General features: G+C 74.5%; 15 protein-coding genes and 1 pseudogene. 7 read left to right on the forward strand and 9 right to left on the reverse strand.

What is annotated here, in order from left to right; genetic code table 11:
• A complete protein-coding gene (locus ACQPZO_RS21540; RefSeq protein ID WP_350885000.1) occupies positions 1-258 on the forward strand; it encodes a hypothetical protein in 258 nt (85 codons plus the stop codon).
• 7 nt (positions 259-265) lie between these two features.
• Here the strand turns inward: ACQPZO_RS21540 and ACQPZO_RS21545 are convergent, their stop codons facing one another.
• From ACQPZO_RS21545 to ACQPZO_RS21570, 6 genes and pseudogenes are all read right to left on the reverse strand, one after another.
• Positions 266-802: a Trp biosynthesis-associated membrane protein gene (locus ACQPZO_RS21545; protein ID WP_433351132.1), complete on the reverse strand. Its 537-nt coding sequence runs from the start codon at positions 800-802 to the stop codon at positions 266-268.
• A gap of 44 nt (positions 803-846) precedes the next feature.
• Entirely contained in the window at positions 847-2,400 is a 1,554-nt protein-coding gene (locus ACQPZO_RS21550; protein WP_433343480.1) for an anthranilate synthase component I, read from the reverse strand.
• On the reverse strand, positions 2,397-2,834 hold the full coding sequence (gene hisI, locus ACQPZO_RS21555) for a phosphoribosyl-AMP cyclohydrolase (protein ID WP_433351134.1): 438 nt from the start codon (positions 2,832-2,834) through the stop codon (positions 2,397-2,399). Before hisI ends, ACQPZO_RS21550 begins: the two co-directional genes overlap by 4 nt.
• Before the next feature lie 228 nt (positions 2,835-3,062).
• Positions 3,063-3,737: pseudogene (locus ACQPZO_RS21560) on the reverse strand (phosphoribosyl-AMP cyclohydrolase); the annotation flags it as partial.
• 89 nt (positions 3,738-3,826) lie between these two features.
• Complete coding sequence (locus tag ACQPZO_RS21565) at positions 3,827-4,831, reverse strand: aldo/keto reductase (protein WP_433343481.1); 1,005 nt, start codon at positions 4,829-4,831, stop codon at positions 3,827-3,829.
• Entirely contained in the window at positions 4,828-5,229 is a 402-nt protein-coding gene (locus ACQPZO_RS21570; protein ID WP_433343483.1) for a MerR family transcriptional regulator, read from the reverse strand. Before ACQPZO_RS21570 ends, ACQPZO_RS21565 begins: the two co-directional genes overlap by 4 nt.
• Before the next feature lie 109 nt (positions 5,230-5,338).
• Here ACQPZO_RS21570 and ACQPZO_RS21575 point away from each other — a divergent pair, with 109 nt between their 5' ends.
• The 3 genes from ACQPZO_RS21575 to ACQPZO_RS21585 are packed head-to-tail and all read left to right on the forward strand — an operon-like array spanning position 5,339 to position 7,501.
• Positions 5,339-6,109, forward strand: a complete 771-nt coding sequence (locus ACQPZO_RS21575) for an ABC transporter ATP-binding protein (RefSeq protein WP_433343485.1) — start codon at positions 5,339-5,341, stop codon at positions 6,107-6,109.
• Positions 6,106-6,861, forward strand: coding sequence for an ABC transporter permease (locus tag ACQPZO_RS21580; protein WP_433343487.1), 756 nt, complete (start codon positions 6,106-6,108; stop codon positions 6,859-6,861). Before ACQPZO_RS21575 ends, ACQPZO_RS21580 begins: the two co-directional genes overlap by 4 nt.
• A 46-nt stretch (positions 6,862-6,907) precedes the next feature.
• Positions 6,908-7,501 carry a TetR family transcriptional regulator gene (locus ACQPZO_RS21585; protein ID WP_433343488.1) on the forward strand — a complete coding sequence of 198 codons (594 nt, stop codon included), beginning with the start codon at positions 6,908-6,910 and terminating at the stop codon, positions 7,499-7,501.
• Positions 7,502-7,585: 84 nt separating this feature from the next.
• Here the strand turns inward: ACQPZO_RS21585 and ACQPZO_RS21590 are convergent, their stop codons facing one another.
• The 3 genes from ACQPZO_RS21590 to ACQPZO_RS21600 all read right to left on the reverse strand — a co-directional run bounded on the left by ACQPZO_RS21590 (position 7,586) and on the right by ACQPZO_RS21600 (position 12,214).
• Entirely contained in the window at positions 7,586-8,338 is a 753-nt protein-coding gene (locus ACQPZO_RS21590; RefSeq protein WP_433351136.1) for a DUF2470 domain-containing protein, read from the reverse strand.
• A 114-nt stretch (positions 8,339-8,452) separates the two neighbouring features.
• Positions 8,453-10,237, reverse strand: a complete 1,785-nt coding sequence (locus ACQPZO_RS21595; protein ID WP_433343489.1) for an ABC transporter ATP-binding protein — start codon at positions 10,235-10,237, stop codon at positions 8,453-8,455.
• A gap of 102 nt (positions 10,238-10,339) precedes the next feature.
• Positions 10,340-12,214, reverse strand: coding sequence for an ABC transporter ATP-binding protein (locus ACQPZO_RS21600; RefSeq protein ID WP_433343491.1), 1,875 nt, complete (start codon positions 12,212-12,214; stop codon positions 10,340-10,342).
• Positions 12,215-12,365: 151 nt separating this feature from the next.
• On the opposite strand from ACQPZO_RS21600, the gene ACQPZO_RS21605 reads away from it, so the two are divergent.
• From ACQPZO_RS21605 to ACQPZO_RS21615, 3 genes are all read left to right on the forward strand, one after another.
• Positions 12,366-12,995, forward strand: coding sequence for a TIGR03085 family metal-binding protein (locus tag ACQPZO_RS21605; RefSeq protein ID WP_433343492.1), 630 nt, complete (start codon positions 12,366-12,368; stop codon positions 12,993-12,995).
• A gap of 129 nt (positions 12,996-13,124) precedes the next feature.
• Positions 13,125-14,063, forward strand: a complete 939-nt coding sequence (locus ACQPZO_RS21610) for a terpene synthase family protein (RefSeq protein ID WP_433343494.1) — start codon at positions 13,125-13,127, stop codon at positions 14,061-14,063.
• 127 nt (positions 14,064-14,190) lie between these two features.
• Positions 14,191-16,017 carry an AMP-dependent synthetase/ligase gene (locus ACQPZO_RS21615; protein WP_433343496.1) on the forward strand — a complete coding sequence of 609 codons (1,827 nt, stop codon included), beginning with the start codon at positions 14,191-14,193 and terminating at the stop codon, positions 16,015-16,017.
• Positions 16,018-16,137: the final 120 nt, after the last annotated feature.

Below are 16,137 nucleotides of genomic sequence, written 5' to 3' on the forward strand. Positions count from 1 at the left end.
ATGAGCAACGTCGAGCCCAACCCGACCATTCGACTGACCACCATCTCCCGTACCGTCGCGTCGCTCGCTGTCGGGGTGGTGCACACCCTGGAGCGCGCCGTGGTGGGGGACGGCCGGGTCCGTACCGCGCGCGGCAACGCCTGGGAGGCGGTCTGCGCCGACCGGGCCCGCGCCGACCAGCGCGCCGAGCTGGACCGCCTGGTGGCCGAGCTGGTTGCCACCCGTGCCGCCGCCCGCGAGCGCCAGCCGGTCGGCTGACCGCCCGTCAGCCGGCCGTCGGGTCCTCGCCGCGGTCCAGCGCGTCCCATGCCTCGGTGGTGCGCCGCCCGGTCACCGGTCCGGCCGCCGCCGGCCCCGGCTCGGTGGCGGCCCGCCGGGCCGGTCGGTCGTAGCGGGCCCCCATCGCCGGCCAGCCCGCGCCGCGCAGTGCGGTGAGCGCCCCGCCGGCGCCGGCGAGCAGCCCGCCGACCAGGCACAGCGCCGGCCACTGCCGGCTGACCTCGCCGTCGAACGCGGCGACCAGTCCGTACCCTCCACCGGCCGCCACGGCGACGCCGAGCGCCAGCAGCAGCACACCGATCAGCCGGCGCAACGCCCCCCGGGTGGCCAGCACCGCGCCGCCGCCGGCCAGCCCGACCACGGCCAGCGCCGACAGCCAGGGCAGCAGCCCCGCGCCGGTGCGCGCCTCGCGCACCGGGGGCAGCGGCGTGGGCCGGACGGTCAGCTCGAACGACCAGGTCCGGGTCGACGCCCACAGCGCCAGGCCCGCCCCGGCCAGGCAGAGCAGCACCGCGTACGTCATCTCGCGCCGGCGCCGCGCGGCCGGCGCCGCGGTTGTCGGGCCGGTCACCGGGCCGGCCGGAGGGTCTCGGCGGCGGCGATGGCGGCCAGCACTGCGGCGGCCTTGTTGCGGGTCTCCTGGTCCTCGGCGGCCGGGTCGGAGTCGGCCACCACCCCGGCGCCGGCCTGCACGTACGCCCGGCCGTCCCGGATCAGCGCGGTGCGGATGGCGATCGCCATGTCCAGGTCCCCGCCGAAGTCGAAGTACCCGACGGTGCCGCCGTACAGGCCGCGCCGGACCGGCTCCAGCTCCTCGATGATCTCCATGGCCCGGACCTTCGGCGCACCGGACAGGGTGCCGGCGGGGAAGGTCGCCGCGAGCGCGTCGAAGGCCGTCCGGTCCTCCCGCACCGTGCCGACCACGGTCGAGACGATGTGCATGACGTGGCTGTACCGCTCGATGGTGGCGAACTCGGACACCTCGACGGTGCCCGGCCGGCAGACCCGGCCCAGGTCGTTGCGGCCCAGGTCGACCAGCATCACGTGCTCGGCGCGTTCCTTCGGGTCGGCGAGCAGTTCGGCGGCGAGCCGGGCGTCCTCCTCCGGGTTGTCGCCGCGCGGGCGGGTGCCGGCGATCGGGTGCAGCAGCGCCCGGCGCTGCCCGTCCGGGCCGGCGCTCACCTTCAGGTGCGCCTCCGGCGACGAGCCGACGACGTCGAAGCCGTCGAAGCGCAGCAGGTACATGTAGGGGCTGGGGTTGGTGGTGCGCAGCACCCGGTACACGTCCAGCGGGTCGGCGTGGGTCGGCCGCTCGAAGCGCTGGGCGAGCACGATCTGGAAGCACTCGCCGGCCCGGATCGCCTCCTTGGCCGCATCGACGGCCTTCGGGTAGCCGCCCTCCTCGGTGCGGCTGACCACGTCGCCGACCGCCGGCCGGTCGACCGTGGAGATCATCGGCGGGATGGGCCGGGACAGCGCGGTGGTCATCGCGTCCAGCCGCCCCACCGCGTGGTGGTACGCGCCGGAGATCAGGGCGTCGCGGTCCGGCTCGTCCGGCGGCGGGAGCACCGCGTTGGCGATCAGGATCGCCGAGCCGTCGTAGTGGTCGAGGACCACGAGGTCGGTGGCGAGCATCATGCCCAACTCGGGCACGCCGAGGTCGTCCTCGGTCAGCTCGGGCAGCCGCTCGAAGCGGCGGATCAGGTCGTACCCCAGGAAGCCGACCATGCCGCCGGTGAGCGGCGGCATGCCGCTGGCCGGGTCCCAGGCCGGGCCGGCCAGGGCGTTGACCGTCTCGCGCAGCACCCGGACCGGGTCGCCCCCGGTGGGCAGCCCGGCGGGCGGCTGGCCGGTCCAGTACGCGGTCCCGTCCCGCTCGGTGAGCGTCGCGCCGCTGCGTACCCCGATGAACGAGTACCGCGACCAGGCGGACCCGGCCGGGCCGGCGCCCTGCTCGGCGGACTCCAGCAGGAACGTGCCCGGCCCGCCGGCCAGCTTTCGGTACACCCCGACCGGGGTCTCCGCGTCGGCGAGCAGTCGGCGGGTGACCGGGACGACCCGCCAGCGGGCCGCCAGGTCGGCGAAGGTGACCTGGTCCGGGCTGACGGAGCCGTCGGTCATGAGGGGTCTCCCGGGGTGGAGGTGACCGGAAGCTCCGTGAAGAAGCAGGTCCGCTCGCCGGTGTGGCAGGCCGCGCCCACCTGCTCGACGCTGACCAGCAGCGCGTCGCCGTCGCAGTCGAGGGCGACGGAGCGGACGTGCTGGTGGTGGCCGGAGGTGGCGCCCTTGACCCAGTACTCCTGGCGGCTGCGCGACCAGTAGGTGGCCCGGCCGGTGGTGAGGGTGCGGTGCAGCGCCTCGTCGTCCATCCAGGCGACCATCAGCACCTCGCCCGTGTCGTGCTGGCGGACCACGGCGGCCACCAGGCCGTCGGGGTTGCGGCGCAGCCGGGCGGCGACGGCCGGGTCGAGCCGGGACGGGCCGGCCGGCGCACCGGCCGCCGACGGGTTCGCAGGGGCGTTGGCGCCGGTCGGCGGCGCGTCAGGTACGGGCACAGTGAGCAATTGTCCCGCACGCGGCGCGGGCACCGGCGACGGCTCCCGCCGCAGCCGTGGTACGGCCGGCGCGACGCCGGTGAGCTGGGCGAGGTAGCGGTCCAGCCGCCCGTCGGCGAGGGCGTCGGCCAGGTCCGTGCCGGCCACCGCGGCGATCTCGTCGGCGTACGGGCGGACCAGCGGGACGGTGCCGGTGACCAGCCGCCCGGCGGCGGCCCAGAGCTGCCCGGTGGAGCCGGGCCGCCCGCCGAGGCAGAGCAGCATGTCGTCGCGGTACCCGGGCGGGGCGACCGGCAGGTCGAGGGCGGCGGTGAACGCGGCCCGCCGGGACACCACCCGCACCGACGGGTTGGCCAGCCGGAGCACGGACGGGCAGAGCCGGGCCAGGTCGGCGGCGGCGAGCCGGACGCCGAGGTGGTCCTCTCGGGCCCGGGCCCCGGCGACCTTACCGAGAGTGGCGATCAGTTCCTCCAGCCGCGGCTCGTCGGCGGGCTGGCAGAGCACCGTCAGGTCGATCCGGTCGCGCCAGTGCTCGTCGGCCCACAGCAGCCGGGTGGGCGTGGTGACCGGCAACCCGAACGCCCAGTCGGCCGGCTGGGCCAGCCGGGCCAGCCAGGAGCGGACGTCCCGCACCGCCACCGAGACGTGGGTCAGCCGACCGCCGGATTCGGCGAGGTAGGCGCGGCGGGCGGCGTACGGGGCGTTGATCGGCGGGGCGGCCGACCGGGGCGGTGCCCCGTCGGTGACGAGCACGTCGAGGTCGACGTCGCTGTGCGCCGTGGCGGCCCGGCGGGCGTGGCTGCCGCGCAACAGGATGCCGACGACGGGCCGCTCGGCCCCCTGCCGCAGCCGCGCGGCCCAGTCGTCGAGGAACCCACTCTCAGGTGACGCAGCGTGACCCACCGCGCCATCGTGCCGTACGCCCGTTCGGGGCGCAATGCCCGATGCCGGACCGGCTGTCCGGGTCCGAAGGCTAGTGCCCGGTCCGAAGGCTAGTGCCCGGTCGTTCTCATTCCTGCCTCGGGGTACCTTTCGCCGGCCACGGCACCCGACGGCACCGCAGCGGCCAGCCGGGCCAGCTGCTCGGCGCTGAGCCGCAGGTCGGCCGCGGCGGCGTTCTCCTCCAGGTAGCGGATCCGCTTGGTGCCGGGAATGGGCAGGATGTCCTCGCCCTGGGCCAGCAGCCAGGCCAGCGCGGCCTGGGCCGGGGTGCGGCCGACCTCGGCGGCGACCGCCCGGACCTCGTCGACCAGTTTCAGGTTGGCGTCGAGGTTGCCCTCGGCGAACCGGGGCGCACCGGCTCGCCAGTCGCCGGCGGCGAGCTGGTCGCGGCGGGTGATCGCCCCGGTGAGCAGGCCCCGGCCCACCGGCGAGTACGCCACCAGCGCCACCCCCAGTTCCCGGCAAGTGGCCAGCATCTCGCCCTCGACGTCCCGGGTGAACAGCGAGTACTCCATCTGCACGGCGGCCACCGGGTGCACGGCGTGCGCCGCCCGCAGGGTCGCCGGGCTCACCTCGGACAGCCCGATCAGCCGGACCTTGCCGGCCGCCACCAGCTCGGCCAGCGCCCCGACGGTCTCCTCGATCGGGGTGTCCGGGTTGCGCCGGTGCAGGTAGTACAGGTCGATGGTGTCCACCCCGAGCCGGGTCAGCGACGCGTCGCAGGCCTGGCGGGCCCAGGTGGCGCTGCTGTCGACGTACGCCCCGGGGGCCCCGGTGCCACCGAAGGACGCGCCGCTGGTGCGATTGCCGAACTTGGTGGCCAGGAAGACCTCGTCCCGGCGCTGCCGGAGCACGGGGGCGAGCAGCCGCTCGTTGGCGCCCTGGCCGTACATGTCGGCGGTGTCGAGGTGGTTGACCCCGAGGTCCAGGGCACGGTGCAGGGTCCGGGTCGACTCGGCGTCGTCGGCGCCGCCGTACGCGAAGCTCATCCCCATGCAGCCGAGGCCGATCGCCGAGACCTCCGGCCCGTGCGCCCCCATCCGTCGACGCCTCATCCGCAGCCCTCCGTCCGCTGGTACATGTCGATCTTGTAGTTGAGCACCTTGAGGTCCTCCTCCAGTTCGCCGATCTGCCTCAGTACCCGGGCCCGGTGCGCCTCGAACAGCGCCCGACGGGCGGCCCGCGTCCGGTCGCCCTGCCGGGCCAGTTCCGCGTAGCGGCGCATGTCCCGCACCGGCATCCCGGTACGCCGCAGCCGGGTGAGCAGGCGCAGCCACTCCACGTCGGCGGCGGTGTACCGGCGGCGGCCCGCCGAGTCCCGGCCGACGGGGGCGACGAGGCCCTCCTGCTCGTACCAGCGCAGCGTGTAGGTGGTGAGGCCGACCAACTCGGCCGCCTCGCCGACGGAGAGGCGGGTCTCCGGCGGGCCGATCTCCTGCGTGCTGACGTCCACGCGACACAGGCTGTCAGTTGGAGCGCACTCGAAGTCAACCCCCCCGTTGCGCGCACAGAGAAATTCATCTAGCGTTGATTTCATTAGGTGATGAAATCTGGAGGTGACGATGGACCACGCGATCGCAGTCCGCGACCTGGTCGTGGACCGTGGCCGGCGGCGGGTGCTGCACGGCGTGAGCTGCACGGTGCCGCGCGGCTCGGTGACCGGGCTGCTCGGGCCGAGCGGCAGCGGCAAGACCACCCTGATGCGGGCCGTCGTCGGCGTGCAGACCGTCCGCTCCGGCTCGGTGACCGTGCTCGGCCGCCCCGCCGGCTCGGCGCCGCTGCGCAGCCGGGTCGGCTACCTGACCCAGGCGCCCAGCGTGTACGCCGACCTCACCGTCCGGGAGAACGCCCGCTACTTCGCCGTCCTGCAGGGCCGGGGCCGGGCCGAGGCGGACCGGTCGGTGGCCGACGTCGGGCTGGCGGAGGCGGCCGGGCAGCTCGTCGGCACCCTCTCCGGCGGCCAGCGCAGCCGGGCGTCGCTGGCCTGCGCCCTGGTCGGCGAGCCGGAGCTGATCGTCCTCGACGAGCCGACCGTCGGGCAGGACCCGGTGCTGCGCGCCGACCTGTGGGCCCGGTTCCACGCCCTCGCCGCGGCCGGGACGACCCTGCTGGTGTCCAGCCACGTGATGGACGAGGCGGCCCGCTGCGACCGGCTGCTGCTGATCCGCGAGGGCCGGCTGATCGCCGACGACACCCCCGACGCGGTCCGCGCCGCCACCGGGGTCGACGACCTCGACGAGGCGTTCCTGCGCCTGATCCGGGCCGGCGGCACGGCCGGGATCACGGCCGACGGCACGGGCCGCACCACCGGCCCGGACGGGGGTGCGTCGTGAGCCCGCGCATCCTGGCCGCCACCACCGGGCGCATCCTGCGCCAGCTCCGGCACGACCGGCGCACCGTCGCCCTGCTCGTGGTGGTGCCGGCGCTGCTGCTCACCCTCGTCCACTTCATGTATGCCGAGCAGCCCACCCCACCCGGCCAACCGAGCATGTTCGACCGGGTGGCGCTGGTGTTGCTCGGCATCTTCCCGTTCGTGATCATGTTCCTGGTGACCAGCATCGCGATGCTGCGCGAGCGCACCTCCGGCACCCTGGAACGGCTGCTCACCACCCCGCTCGGCCGGCTCGACCTGCTGTTCGGCTACGGCATCGCGTTCGGCGTCGCCGCCGCCGGGCAGGCCGCGATCGCCGCGGCCGTGGCGTACTGGGTGTTCGGGCTGACCACCGCCGGCAGCAGCGCCCTGGTGATCGGGATCGCGGTGGTCAACGCGGTGCTCGGGGTGGCCCTCGGGCTGTTCTGCAGCGCGTTCGCCCGCACCGAGTTCCAGGCCGTACAGTTCATGCCGGTCGTGGTGATCCCCCAGCTGCTGCTCTGCGGGCTCTTCGTCGCCCGCGACGAGATGGCCGGCTGGCTCCAGGCGGTCAGCTACGCCCTCCCCCTGTCGTACGCGGTCGAGGCGTTGCAGGAGGTCGGCGCGCACGCCGAACCGACCGGCACGATGTGGCGGGACCTCGGGGTGGTGGCCGGCGCGGTGGTGCTGGCGCTGGTGCTCGCCGCGGCCACCCTGCGCCGACGCAGCGGCTGAGCCGCCGGGGGCGGACGGCACGACGACGAACGTGGGAAGGGCGGCGATGGCGCGGCGGACCGGTCGACGACCCGGCAACCCGGACACCCGGGAGGCGATCCTCGACGCGGCCCGGGCCGCATTCGCGGAGCGGGGCTTCGACGCGACCTCGATCCGGTCGATCGCCGGGGCGGCGGGGGTGGATCCGGCGCTGGTGCACCACTACTTCGGCACCAAGGACCAGCTCTTCCTGTCCTCGATGGACGCCCCGGTCGACCCCGGCGAGCTGTTCCCCGGGGTGCTCGGCGGGGACGCCGACGGCGTCGGCGAGCGGCTGGTCCGCACGTTCCTGGAGGTCTGGGACTCCCCGGCGGGCGCCGGCGCCGTGGCCCTGCTGCGATCCGGGGTGAGCAACGAGTGGACCGCCCGGCTGCTGCGCGAGTTCCTGGTCACGCAGGTGCTGCGCCGGGTCCTGGACCACCTCGACGTCGACCCGGCCGAGCGGCCGCTGCGCGGGTCGCTGGTGGCCACCCAGATGATCGGGCTGGCCATGATGCGGCACGTGATCCGGCTGGAGCCGGTCGCCTCCGCGCCGGCGGAGACCCTGGTCGTCGCGATCGCCCCCACGGTCCAGCGATACCTGTGCGGCGACCTCTCGTAGTGCTCCGGTCGACGCCCCCGGCGGAGCTGGTCCCCCGCTCGCGCCGGGACGCGGGTGCGGGGGACACGGGCGCGGGCGGGCCGGTCAGGCGGGGCCGGTCAGGCGGGGTGACTCGGCGGGCCGGCAGAACGCGGGGTGCAGCAGCCGGGCCAGCTCGCCGTGGTCGGCCAGCGGGCTCGGGAAGGCCAACCGGGCCCGCCGCCGCGCGCCGGGGGAACCGAAGGAGACCACCAGGCCGTACCGGTCGACCCGCACCACCCGGGGCGGGTCGGCCCGGGCCGCGTCGGCCAGGCCGAGCTGCCGCCGGACGTACGCCGTCATCTCCCGGCCGTGCTGCACGGTGAGCTCGGCCAGCAGCTCCGCCTCCACCGGGTGCAGCGGGTCCGGCTCGGCCTCCGCGTACGCCAGCGGGTCGATCCGGAGCAGTCCGTCAGGGCGCTCCAGGCGGGCCTCGGCCACCTCGAAGCGGTACAGCCGGAACCGGGTGCCGACGTCGAGCAGGTCTCCCGTCGGGTCCACCTCGGCGTAGTCCAGCGCGCCGCGGCGGGCGGCGTCGCCGTGCAGCGCGGCCGCCCAGCCGGAGACCCAGGCCCGACCCAGCGACGGGGCGCCGGCGGCCGGCGGCAGGTCCAGCACGTCGAGCGCCACGGCGACGTCGCCGCCCGGCGGCAGCGCCGCCGCGAGGTCGCTGTGCACCGGTACGAGCAGCAGCACCCGACCCTCGGCGTCGGTGACGTGCCGGACGTGGAACGGGCCGGGCCGCTGGGCGAGGTAGGCCAGGCCCGGCAGCCGGCCGGCGGCCAGAGTCCGGACGATCTCGGCGGGACTGGGCCGCAGGGCGGTGCTGGGGCGCACGACCCACCTCCAAAGGTTAGGCTTACCTAAGTGGCACCGTAGACCACCCGCGCCCCCCACGTCCACCGCCTTGCCGGTTCCGGCCGGGTCACCCGGTCAGCGGGTCTGCTCCAGCCAGGAGGCGTAGAGCAGCCCGTAGACCGAGCCCGGCTCGCGGACCAGCTCGTCGTGCGGGCCGCGCTGCACGACCCGGCCCCGGTCCACCACGATCACCTCGTCCGCCGCCTGCGCCGTGGAGAGCCGGTGCGCGATCGCGAGGGTGGTCCGGCCCCGGGTCACCGCGTCCAGGGCGCGCTGCAGGCGGACCTCGGTGGCCGGGTCGACCGCGCTCGTCGCCTCGTCCAGCACCAGCAGGTCAGGGTCGGCGACGTACGCCCGCGCCAGCGCGACGAGCTGCCGCTCCCCCACGCTCAACGCCTCGCCGCGCTCGCCGACCGGGGTGTCCAGCCCGGCCGGAAGCCCGTCCAGCCAGTCCACCAGCCCCAGCTCGGTGAAGGCCGCCGTCAGCTCGGCGTCGGTCAGCTCCGGCCGGGCGAACCGGACGTTCTCCCCGACAGTGGCGTCGAAGAGGAAGCCGTCCTGCGGAACCATCACCACCCGCGCGCGCAGCGAGTCGAACCGGACCTGCGGCAGCGGCACCCCGGACAGCAGCACCTCGCCGCCGGTCGGATCCATCAGCCGGGTGAGCAGCTTGGCGAAGGTGGTCTTGCCGCTTCCCGTCTCCCCCACCACGGCCACCCGGCTCTTCGCCGAGATCTCCAGGCTGACGTCGTGCAGCACCGGCGGGCCACCCGGGTAGGCGAAACCCACCCCGGCGAAGCGGATGTCCAGCGGGCCGGACGGCAGCTCCCGCCCCCGCTCGCCCGGGTCGGCCACGTCCGGGACGACGTCCAGCACGTCGAGCACCCGCCGCCAGCCGGCGATCGCGTTCTGCGCCTCGTTGAGCACCTCGGTGGCGATCTGCACCGGCTGGATGAACAACGTCACCAGGAACAGGAACGCCGTGAGCTGACCGACCGACAGGGTGCCGTCCACCCCGAGCGTGATCCCGAGGACGACGACGCCGGCCAGCGCCAGCCCGGCCGCCAACTCCCCCACCGAGCTGCCCAGGATGCTGATCCGGATCGCCCGCTGCTGGGCCTGCCGCTGCCCCTCGATCGCCACGTCCAGCCGACGGGCCGTCCGCCCCGCGATCCCGTACGCCCGGATCACCGGCGCCCCCACCACGCTCTCGGCGATCGTCCCGAGCAGCGTCCCCATCCGCTGCCGGACCACCCCGTACGCCCCGGCGAGGCGGCGCTGGAGCACCCGGATCACCAGCACCGCCGGCGCGAACGCGGCGAGCACCACCAGGGTGAGCTGCCACGAGTACGCCAGCATCACCGCCGTGGTCACCGCGAGCTGACCGAGGTTGACGATCAGGATCACCCCGCCCCACTGGAGGAACTGGGTGATCTGGTCGACGTCGCTGGTCACCCGGGAGACCAGCGAACCGCGCCGCTCGGACTGCTGGTGCAGCATCGACAGGTCGTGCACGTGCCGGAACGCCCGGGTGCGCACGTTGGCCAGGGCGGTCTCGCTGACCGTGAACAGCCGCCGCATCATCAGGTAGCCGCAGATGGTGGTCACCACCAACACGGCGACCGCAACCACCACCACCGTCCAGACCACATCCAGGTCGAGCCCACCGACGATGCCCTTGTCGATGCCCTGCTGCACGGCCACCGGCACGGCCACCCGGCCGACCATGTAGACCAACGCCAGGGCGAGCGTGCCGGCCAGGCCGGCGCGCAGCTCCGGGGAGAGGGCCAGCCCCCGCCGCAGGGTCTGCCAGGTGCTCTCCTCCTCTGCGGGGCTCGCAAGCTCACTCCTCGCGCTCACCGATCCACCTCGTTCACGACTGCGGGGCTCGCAAGCTCACTCCTCGCGCTCACCGATCCACCTCGTTCACGACTGCGGGGCTCGCAAGCTCACTCCTCGCGCTCACCGATCCACCTCGATCTCCAGGCCCGAGGCCAACGGCTTGACCTCGTCGGGCGTGCGCTCCTGCTGGGGGTCGGTCTCGGCCTGCTCGTAGGCGGTGACCAGGTCGGCGTAGCCGGCAACGGTGGCGAGCAGCTCGGTGTGGGTGCCCCGGGCGAGCACCCGGCCGTGCTCCAGGTAGATCACCTCGTCGGCGAGCGCAATGGTGGCCCGCCGGTACGCCACCACCAGGATCGAGGCGGCCGGCCCCCCGGCGGTCGGGGCGCGCAGCCCGGCCAGGATGGCCGCCTCCACCCGGGGGTCCACCGCGCTGGTGGCGTCGTCGAGGACCAGCAGCCGGGGTCGCCCGGCCAGCGCTCGGGCCAGGGTGAGCCGCTGCCGCTGCCCGCCGGAGAGCGAGGTGCCCCGCTCGCCGACCATCGTGTCCAGCCCGTCGGGCAGCGCGGCGACGAAGCCGTCCGCCTCGGCCAGCCGCAGCACCGCCCAGACGTCCTCGTCGGCGATGTCGGGCCGGTCCAGGGTGATGTTGGCCCGGACCGTGTCGTCGAAGACGAACGGCACCTGGGCCACCAGCGCGGCGGCGCCCGCCAGCGATGTGGCCGTGAGCTCGCGGACGTCCACCCCGTCGAGGCGGACCGCGCCCGTGTGCGGGTCGATCAGCCGCACCGCCAGCGCGGTGATCGTCGACTTCCCGGAGCCGGTCGGCCCGACCAGGGCCACGGTCTTCCCGGCCGGAACGGTGAAGGAGACCCCCCCGAGCACCTCGACGCCGGGCAGGTCCGCCTCGGCCGGCTCGTACGCGAAGCCGACGTCGGCGAAGGTCAGGTTGGCCGGGGTGGGGTCGGCCGGGTCGAGCGCGACATCCCCGTACGACATCTCGCCGGTGGCGTCGAGCACCTGGCGCACCCGGTCCCAGCCGGCGACGCTGCGCGGCAGCTCGGCCAGGACCCAGCCGATGGCCCGCACCGGGAACGCCAGGACGGTGAACAGGAACGCCACGCTGACCAGCTCGGTGACCGTGATGGCACCCTGCCGGAGCCGGAACGCGCCGACCACCAGCACGGCGAGGGTGCCGAGACCGGGCAGGGTCTCCAGCAGCGGGTCGAACACGCCGCGCAGCCGGCCGACGGAGATCAGCGCGTTGCGCAGCTCACCGGCCCGGGCGGAGAACCGGGCGGTCTCCTGGGCCTCGCGGCCCATCGTCTTGACCACCAGGGCGCCGTCGAAGCTCTCGTGGGCGATCCCGCTGACCTCCGCGCGCAGCCGCTGGGCGCGGGCCTGGCGGGGGGCCATCCAGCGGGAGTAGACCACGTTGAGGGCGAACAGCGCCGGGAACACGGCCAGCCCGACCAGGGCCAGCGCCCAGTCGGTGAGGAAGAGCGAGGCGACCGCGCCGACCAGCATCACCAGCGTGCCGACCGCGAACGGCAGCGGGGCGATCGGGTACCAGGTCGCCTCGACGTCGGAGTTGGCGTTGGACAACAGGGTGCCGGTGGCGTTGCGCTGGTGCCAGGACAACGGCAGGTCCAGGTAGCGACGGGTGACCCGGCGACGGTACGCGGCCTGGAGCCGGAACTGCATGTAGCCGGCGCCGAGCCGGCGGCCGAAGATGCCGACCACCCGCAGCACGCTCATGCCGAACAGGGCCCCGGCGGCGAGGGCGATGGCCGCCACGCCCACCGACCCGCGCTCGACCGCCGGCACCACCACGTCACCGACCACCGCGCCGACGATGTACGCGCTGGCGATGACCAGCCCGCCGTACAACACGCTGCCGGCCACCGCGACCGCGAAGATCCGGGGCTGTTCCCGGATCGCCCGGCCGAGCACGGACAGTCCTCTGCCGAGCACGTCCCGACTTGCCTTGCTGGTCACGCTCTCCCCCGCCGTAAGCCGCAATTATCCCCCCTCATCCTTACCGGGTCCGGTCCACCCCGCCGTCCCGCACCGGGTATGTCGGTGATCACGTCCCGGCCTTCGACGCCGCCGCCGCGCCGAGCGCGCCGGACCGGCCTACGATCGGGCGATGACGCGGTACGCCCGGTCGGAGCGCGACGCGCTCGCCGACCTCATGCTGAGCCTGGGTCCGGACGCGCCGACGATCAACGAGGGCTGGTCGGTCCGCGACCTCGCCGCCCACCTGATCGTCCGGGAACGCCGGCCGGACGCCGCCGGCGGGATCATGCTGCCGCCCCTGCGCAACTACGCCGAGGGGGTGCGGGCCCGGATCGCGGCCCGGCCGTTCGCCGAGCTGCTCGGCCAGGTCCGCCGCCCGCCGGTGTGGAGCCCGGTGAGCAACCCGCTCACCGACGAGCTGGTCAACACCATGGAGTTCTACATCCACCACGAGGACGTCCGCCGGGCCCGGCCCGGGTGGCAGCCGAGGGACCTGCCGGCCGGGCTGCACGCCGTGCTGTGGCGCCGGGCCGGGGTGCTGGGCCGGCTGGCGTTGCGCCGCTTCCCGGCCGACCTGCTGGTGCAGGCGCCCGGGCACGGCGAGCTGTCGGCGGGGCGGGGCGGGCAGCGGGCCCGGCTGGTCGGCCCGCCGGGCGAACTGGTGCTGTTCCTGACCGGCCGGCAGCGGGTGGCCCGGGTGCAGGTGGACGGGCCCGCGGAGCTGGCCGAGCGGCTGAGGTCCGCCAAGCTGGGCATCTGACGGATCGCGATTCTTCGATCACACCCGGGTGTGAACCATTCGTGACCGAATTATGAATGTCGATCGGTGCTGACGTACCCTCGTCCGGCCGTCGCCCCACCCCGGGGCGGCCACATCCGGAAGGGCGACATGCGAAGTTTCGCAGTCTCGGCCCTGGACGAACCGCCGTTTCCCCCGCGCCGGCACGCCGAGACCGACCTGGCCGCCGAGGCGAGCCTGGCCTGGGCACAGGAACTCGGTCTGATCACCAACAGGCACCGGCTGATCCGGCTGCGCGGGGCGGCCGCCGCCGAGCTGGCCGGGCGTACCTGTCCGGACGCGGCCGGCGAGCGCCTGCGCCTGCTCACCGACCTGGTCACCTGGCTGTTCGTGGTCGACGGCGCCTGCGACGAGGACGGCCTCGGCGCGGCACCCACCCGGCTGGCCCCGGCCGTCGCCGACCTGCTCGACGTTCTCGACCGGCACGGCGCACCGGGGAACGCGGGCGGCGACCCGCTCGGCAGCGCCCTGGACGACCTGTGCCGACGGACCCGGATCCACGGCTCCCCCGGGCTGCTGCTGCGCTTCGTCGGCCAGGTGCGCGACTACCTGCTGGCCCTGCTCTGGGAGGCGGCGAACCGGGAGCGCCGGCGCACCCCCGGGGTGGCGGAGTACGTCCAGCTACGCCGGCACACCGGCGCCGTGCATCCCGCGTTCACCCTGACCGACCTGGCGTACGACGCCCCGCCCGCGGCGGAACGCCGGGTCGAGCCGGCGCTGGTCGACGTCGAGACCCTCGCCGCGGACCTGGTCTGCTGGTGCAACGACATCTTCTCGTACGGCAAGGAGAACCAGTCGGGTCCGGACGCGCACAACCTGGTCAGCGCGATCGCGGCCGAGACCGGCCGAGACGAGCCGGCGGCGCTGCGTGCCGCCGCCGACCGGTTCAACCGCACCCTCGCGGTGTACGCCGAGCGGGAGGCGGCCCTGCTCGCCGACGACCCGACGGTGCGCCCGTTCCTGGCCGCCCGGAGCAACTGGGTGCGGGCCACCTACGACTGGTCCACCCGTGCCGCCCGGTACGCCTGAGGCCGCACCCGGCAGCGCAGCCTGGGATCGCCAGGGCTAGCCGATGGGCGGTGCAGGCAATACCCTTCGGTAACCGCAGAATGACGTGACCCCCGTCACGCCTCCAGCCCTGAAGGCGGCTACAGCGATGGCTCTCGATGTACCGTACCGTTCCATCCCCGACATGTTCCTCAAGCGCGTCGCGGCGTCCCCCGACCGCCACGCCTTCGCCCACCCCGCCCCCGACGACTCCGGGCCGGTCTGGCTGACCTGGCGGCAGGTCAGCCAGCGGGCCAAGGCGGTCGCGGCCGGGCTGCACGGGCTCGGTGTCGGCCAGGAGAACCCGGTGGCGATCCTGGCGAGCACCCGGCTCGACTGGGTCATCGCCGACTTCGGCATCATGTGCGCCGGCGGCGCCACCACCACCGTGTACCCGACCACCGAGCCCGAGGAGGCGGCGTACATCGTCGCCGACTCCGGCTCCCGGGTGCTGTTCGCCGAGAACCCGGCCCAGGCCGCGAAGCTCGCCGGCGCGGAACTGCCGGCGCTGACCCACGTGGTGCTCTTCGACGGCGCGGCCGATCCCGCCTCGGCCGTGCCCCAGCTGACCCTGGCCGAGCTGGAGGAGCAGGGCGCCCGGGCGCTCGCCGCCGAGCCGGGGCTGATCGAGCGGCTGGTGGCCGGAATCGGGCCGGAGCACCTGGCCACCCTGATCTACACCTCGGGCACCACCGGCCGACCCAAGGGCGTCGAGCTGCTGCACGGCGGCTGGTGCTGGGAGGGGGTGGCACAGGACGAGGTCGGGCTGCTGCGCGACGACGACCTGCAGTACCTGTGGCTCCCGCTGTCCCACTCGTTCGGCAAGACCCTGCTCTGCGGGTCCACCCACGTCGGCCTGCCGACCTACGTCGACGGCCGGGTGGAGAAGCTGGTCGACCTGCTCGGGGTCATCCGGCCGACGCTGATGTGCGGGGCGCCCCGGGTGTTCGAGAAGATCTACAACAAGGTGGTCACCACCGCCCGGGACGCCGGCGGCGCCAAGGCCAAGATCTTCGCCTGGGGGGTCGGGGTCGGCCAGGCGAAGGTGGCCCTGGAGCAGGCCGGCCGTCCCGTGCCGGCCGGGCTGAGGCTGAAGTACGCGCTGGCCGAGAAGCTGGTGTTCAGCAAGCTCCAGGCCCGGCTCGGTGGGCGGATCCGGGTGCTGGTCTCCGGCGCCGCGCCGCTGAGCAAGGAGATCGCCGGCTTCTTCGCCGCCGCCAACCTGCCCATCTCGGAGGGGTACGGCCTCACCGAGACCAGCGCCGGCAACTTCGTCAACCCGCCGGACGGGCTGCGGATCGGCACCGTGGGCCGGGCGATGGGCGACCTCGAGTGCCGGATCGACACCGACGGGGAGATCCTGGTCCGGGGCCGCCCGGTGATGCGCGGCTACCACAACCTGCCCGAGGACACCGCCGCCGCGTTCACCGACGACGGGTTCTTCCGCACCGGCGACATCGGCAGCCTCGACGAGGACGGCTACCTGCGCATCACCGACCGGAAGAAGGACCTGGTCAAGACCTCCGGCGGGAAGTACATCGCGCCGTCGCACATCGAGGGGATGTTCAAGGCGCTCTGCCCGTACACCTCGCAGGCGATCGTGATCGGCCAGGCCCGCAACTACTGCACCATGCTGGTCAGCCTCGACCCGGACGCGATCACCGGCTGGGCGGCGGGCGGCCCCCTGGAGGGCCGCGGGTACGCCGAGATCGTCGCCTCCGACGAGGCCCGGCTCATGGTCGAGGAGTACGTCGCCCAGCTCAACGCCAAGCTGAACCGCTGGGAGACGATCAAGAAGGTCGCCGTCCTCCCCCGGGACCTGACCATCGAGCACGGCGAGATGACCCCGTCCCTGAAGATCAAGCGTCGGGGCGTGGAGGGCAACTTCGCGGCCGAGATCGAGAAGATGTACGCCGGCACGCTCGCCGAGCTCTGACCGCGGTCCCGCCGGCGGCCGTGTCCCCCCGTCCCGGGACACGGCCGCCGCCGTCGGCTCACAGGTGCTCGCCCCGCCACGGCTCCCCTCGATCTCGGCCGGGTGGTCCGGGAGCCGGGC

Origin of the sequence: Micromonospora sp. CA-111912, from assembly GCF_050948415.1 — a bacterium.
GTDB lineage: Bacteria > Actinomycetota > Actinomycetes > Mycobacteriales > Micromonosporaceae > Micromonospora.

What these genes read in the sequence shown, in the direction of transcription:
- ACQPZO_RS21540 (WP_350885000.1), top strand. Translation starts at nt 1, where the DNA reads ATGAGCAACGTCGAGCCCAACCCGACCATTCGACTGACCACCATCTCC.
- ACQPZO_RS21545 (WP_433351132.1), bottom strand. Translation starts at nt 802, where the DNA reads ATGACGTACGCGGTGCTGCTCTGCCTGGCCGGGGCGGGCCTGGCGCTG.
- ACQPZO_RS21550 (WP_433343480.1), bottom strand. Translation starts at nt 2,400, where the DNA reads ATGACCGACGGCTCCGTCAGCCCGGACCAGGTCACCTTCGCCGACCTG.
- ACQPZO_RS21565 (WP_433343481.1), bottom strand. Translation starts at nt 4,831, where the DNA reads ATGAGGCGTCGACGGATGGGGGCGCACGGGCCGGAGGTCTCGGCGATC.
- ACQPZO_RS21575 (WP_433343485.1), top strand. Translation starts at nt 5,339, where the DNA reads ATGGACCACGCGATCGCAGTCCGCGACCTGGTCGTGGACCGTGGCCGG.
- ACQPZO_RS21585 (WP_433343488.1), top strand. Translation starts at nt 6,908, where the DNA reads ATGGCGCGGCGGACCGGTCGACGACCCGGCAACCCGGACACCCGGGAG.
- ACQPZO_RS21605 (WP_433343492.1), top strand. Translation starts at nt 12,366, where the DNA reads ATGACGCGGTACGCCCGGTCGGAGCGCGACGCGCTCGCCGACCTCATG.
- ACQPZO_RS21610 (WP_433343494.1), top strand. Translation starts at nt 13,125, where the DNA reads ATGCGAAGTTTCGCAGTCTCGGCCCTGGACGAACCGCCGTTTCCCCCG.
- ACQPZO_RS21615 (WP_433343496.1), top strand. Translation starts at nt 14,191, where the DNA reads ATGGCTCTCGATGTACCGTACCGTTCCATCCCCGACATGTTCCTCAAG.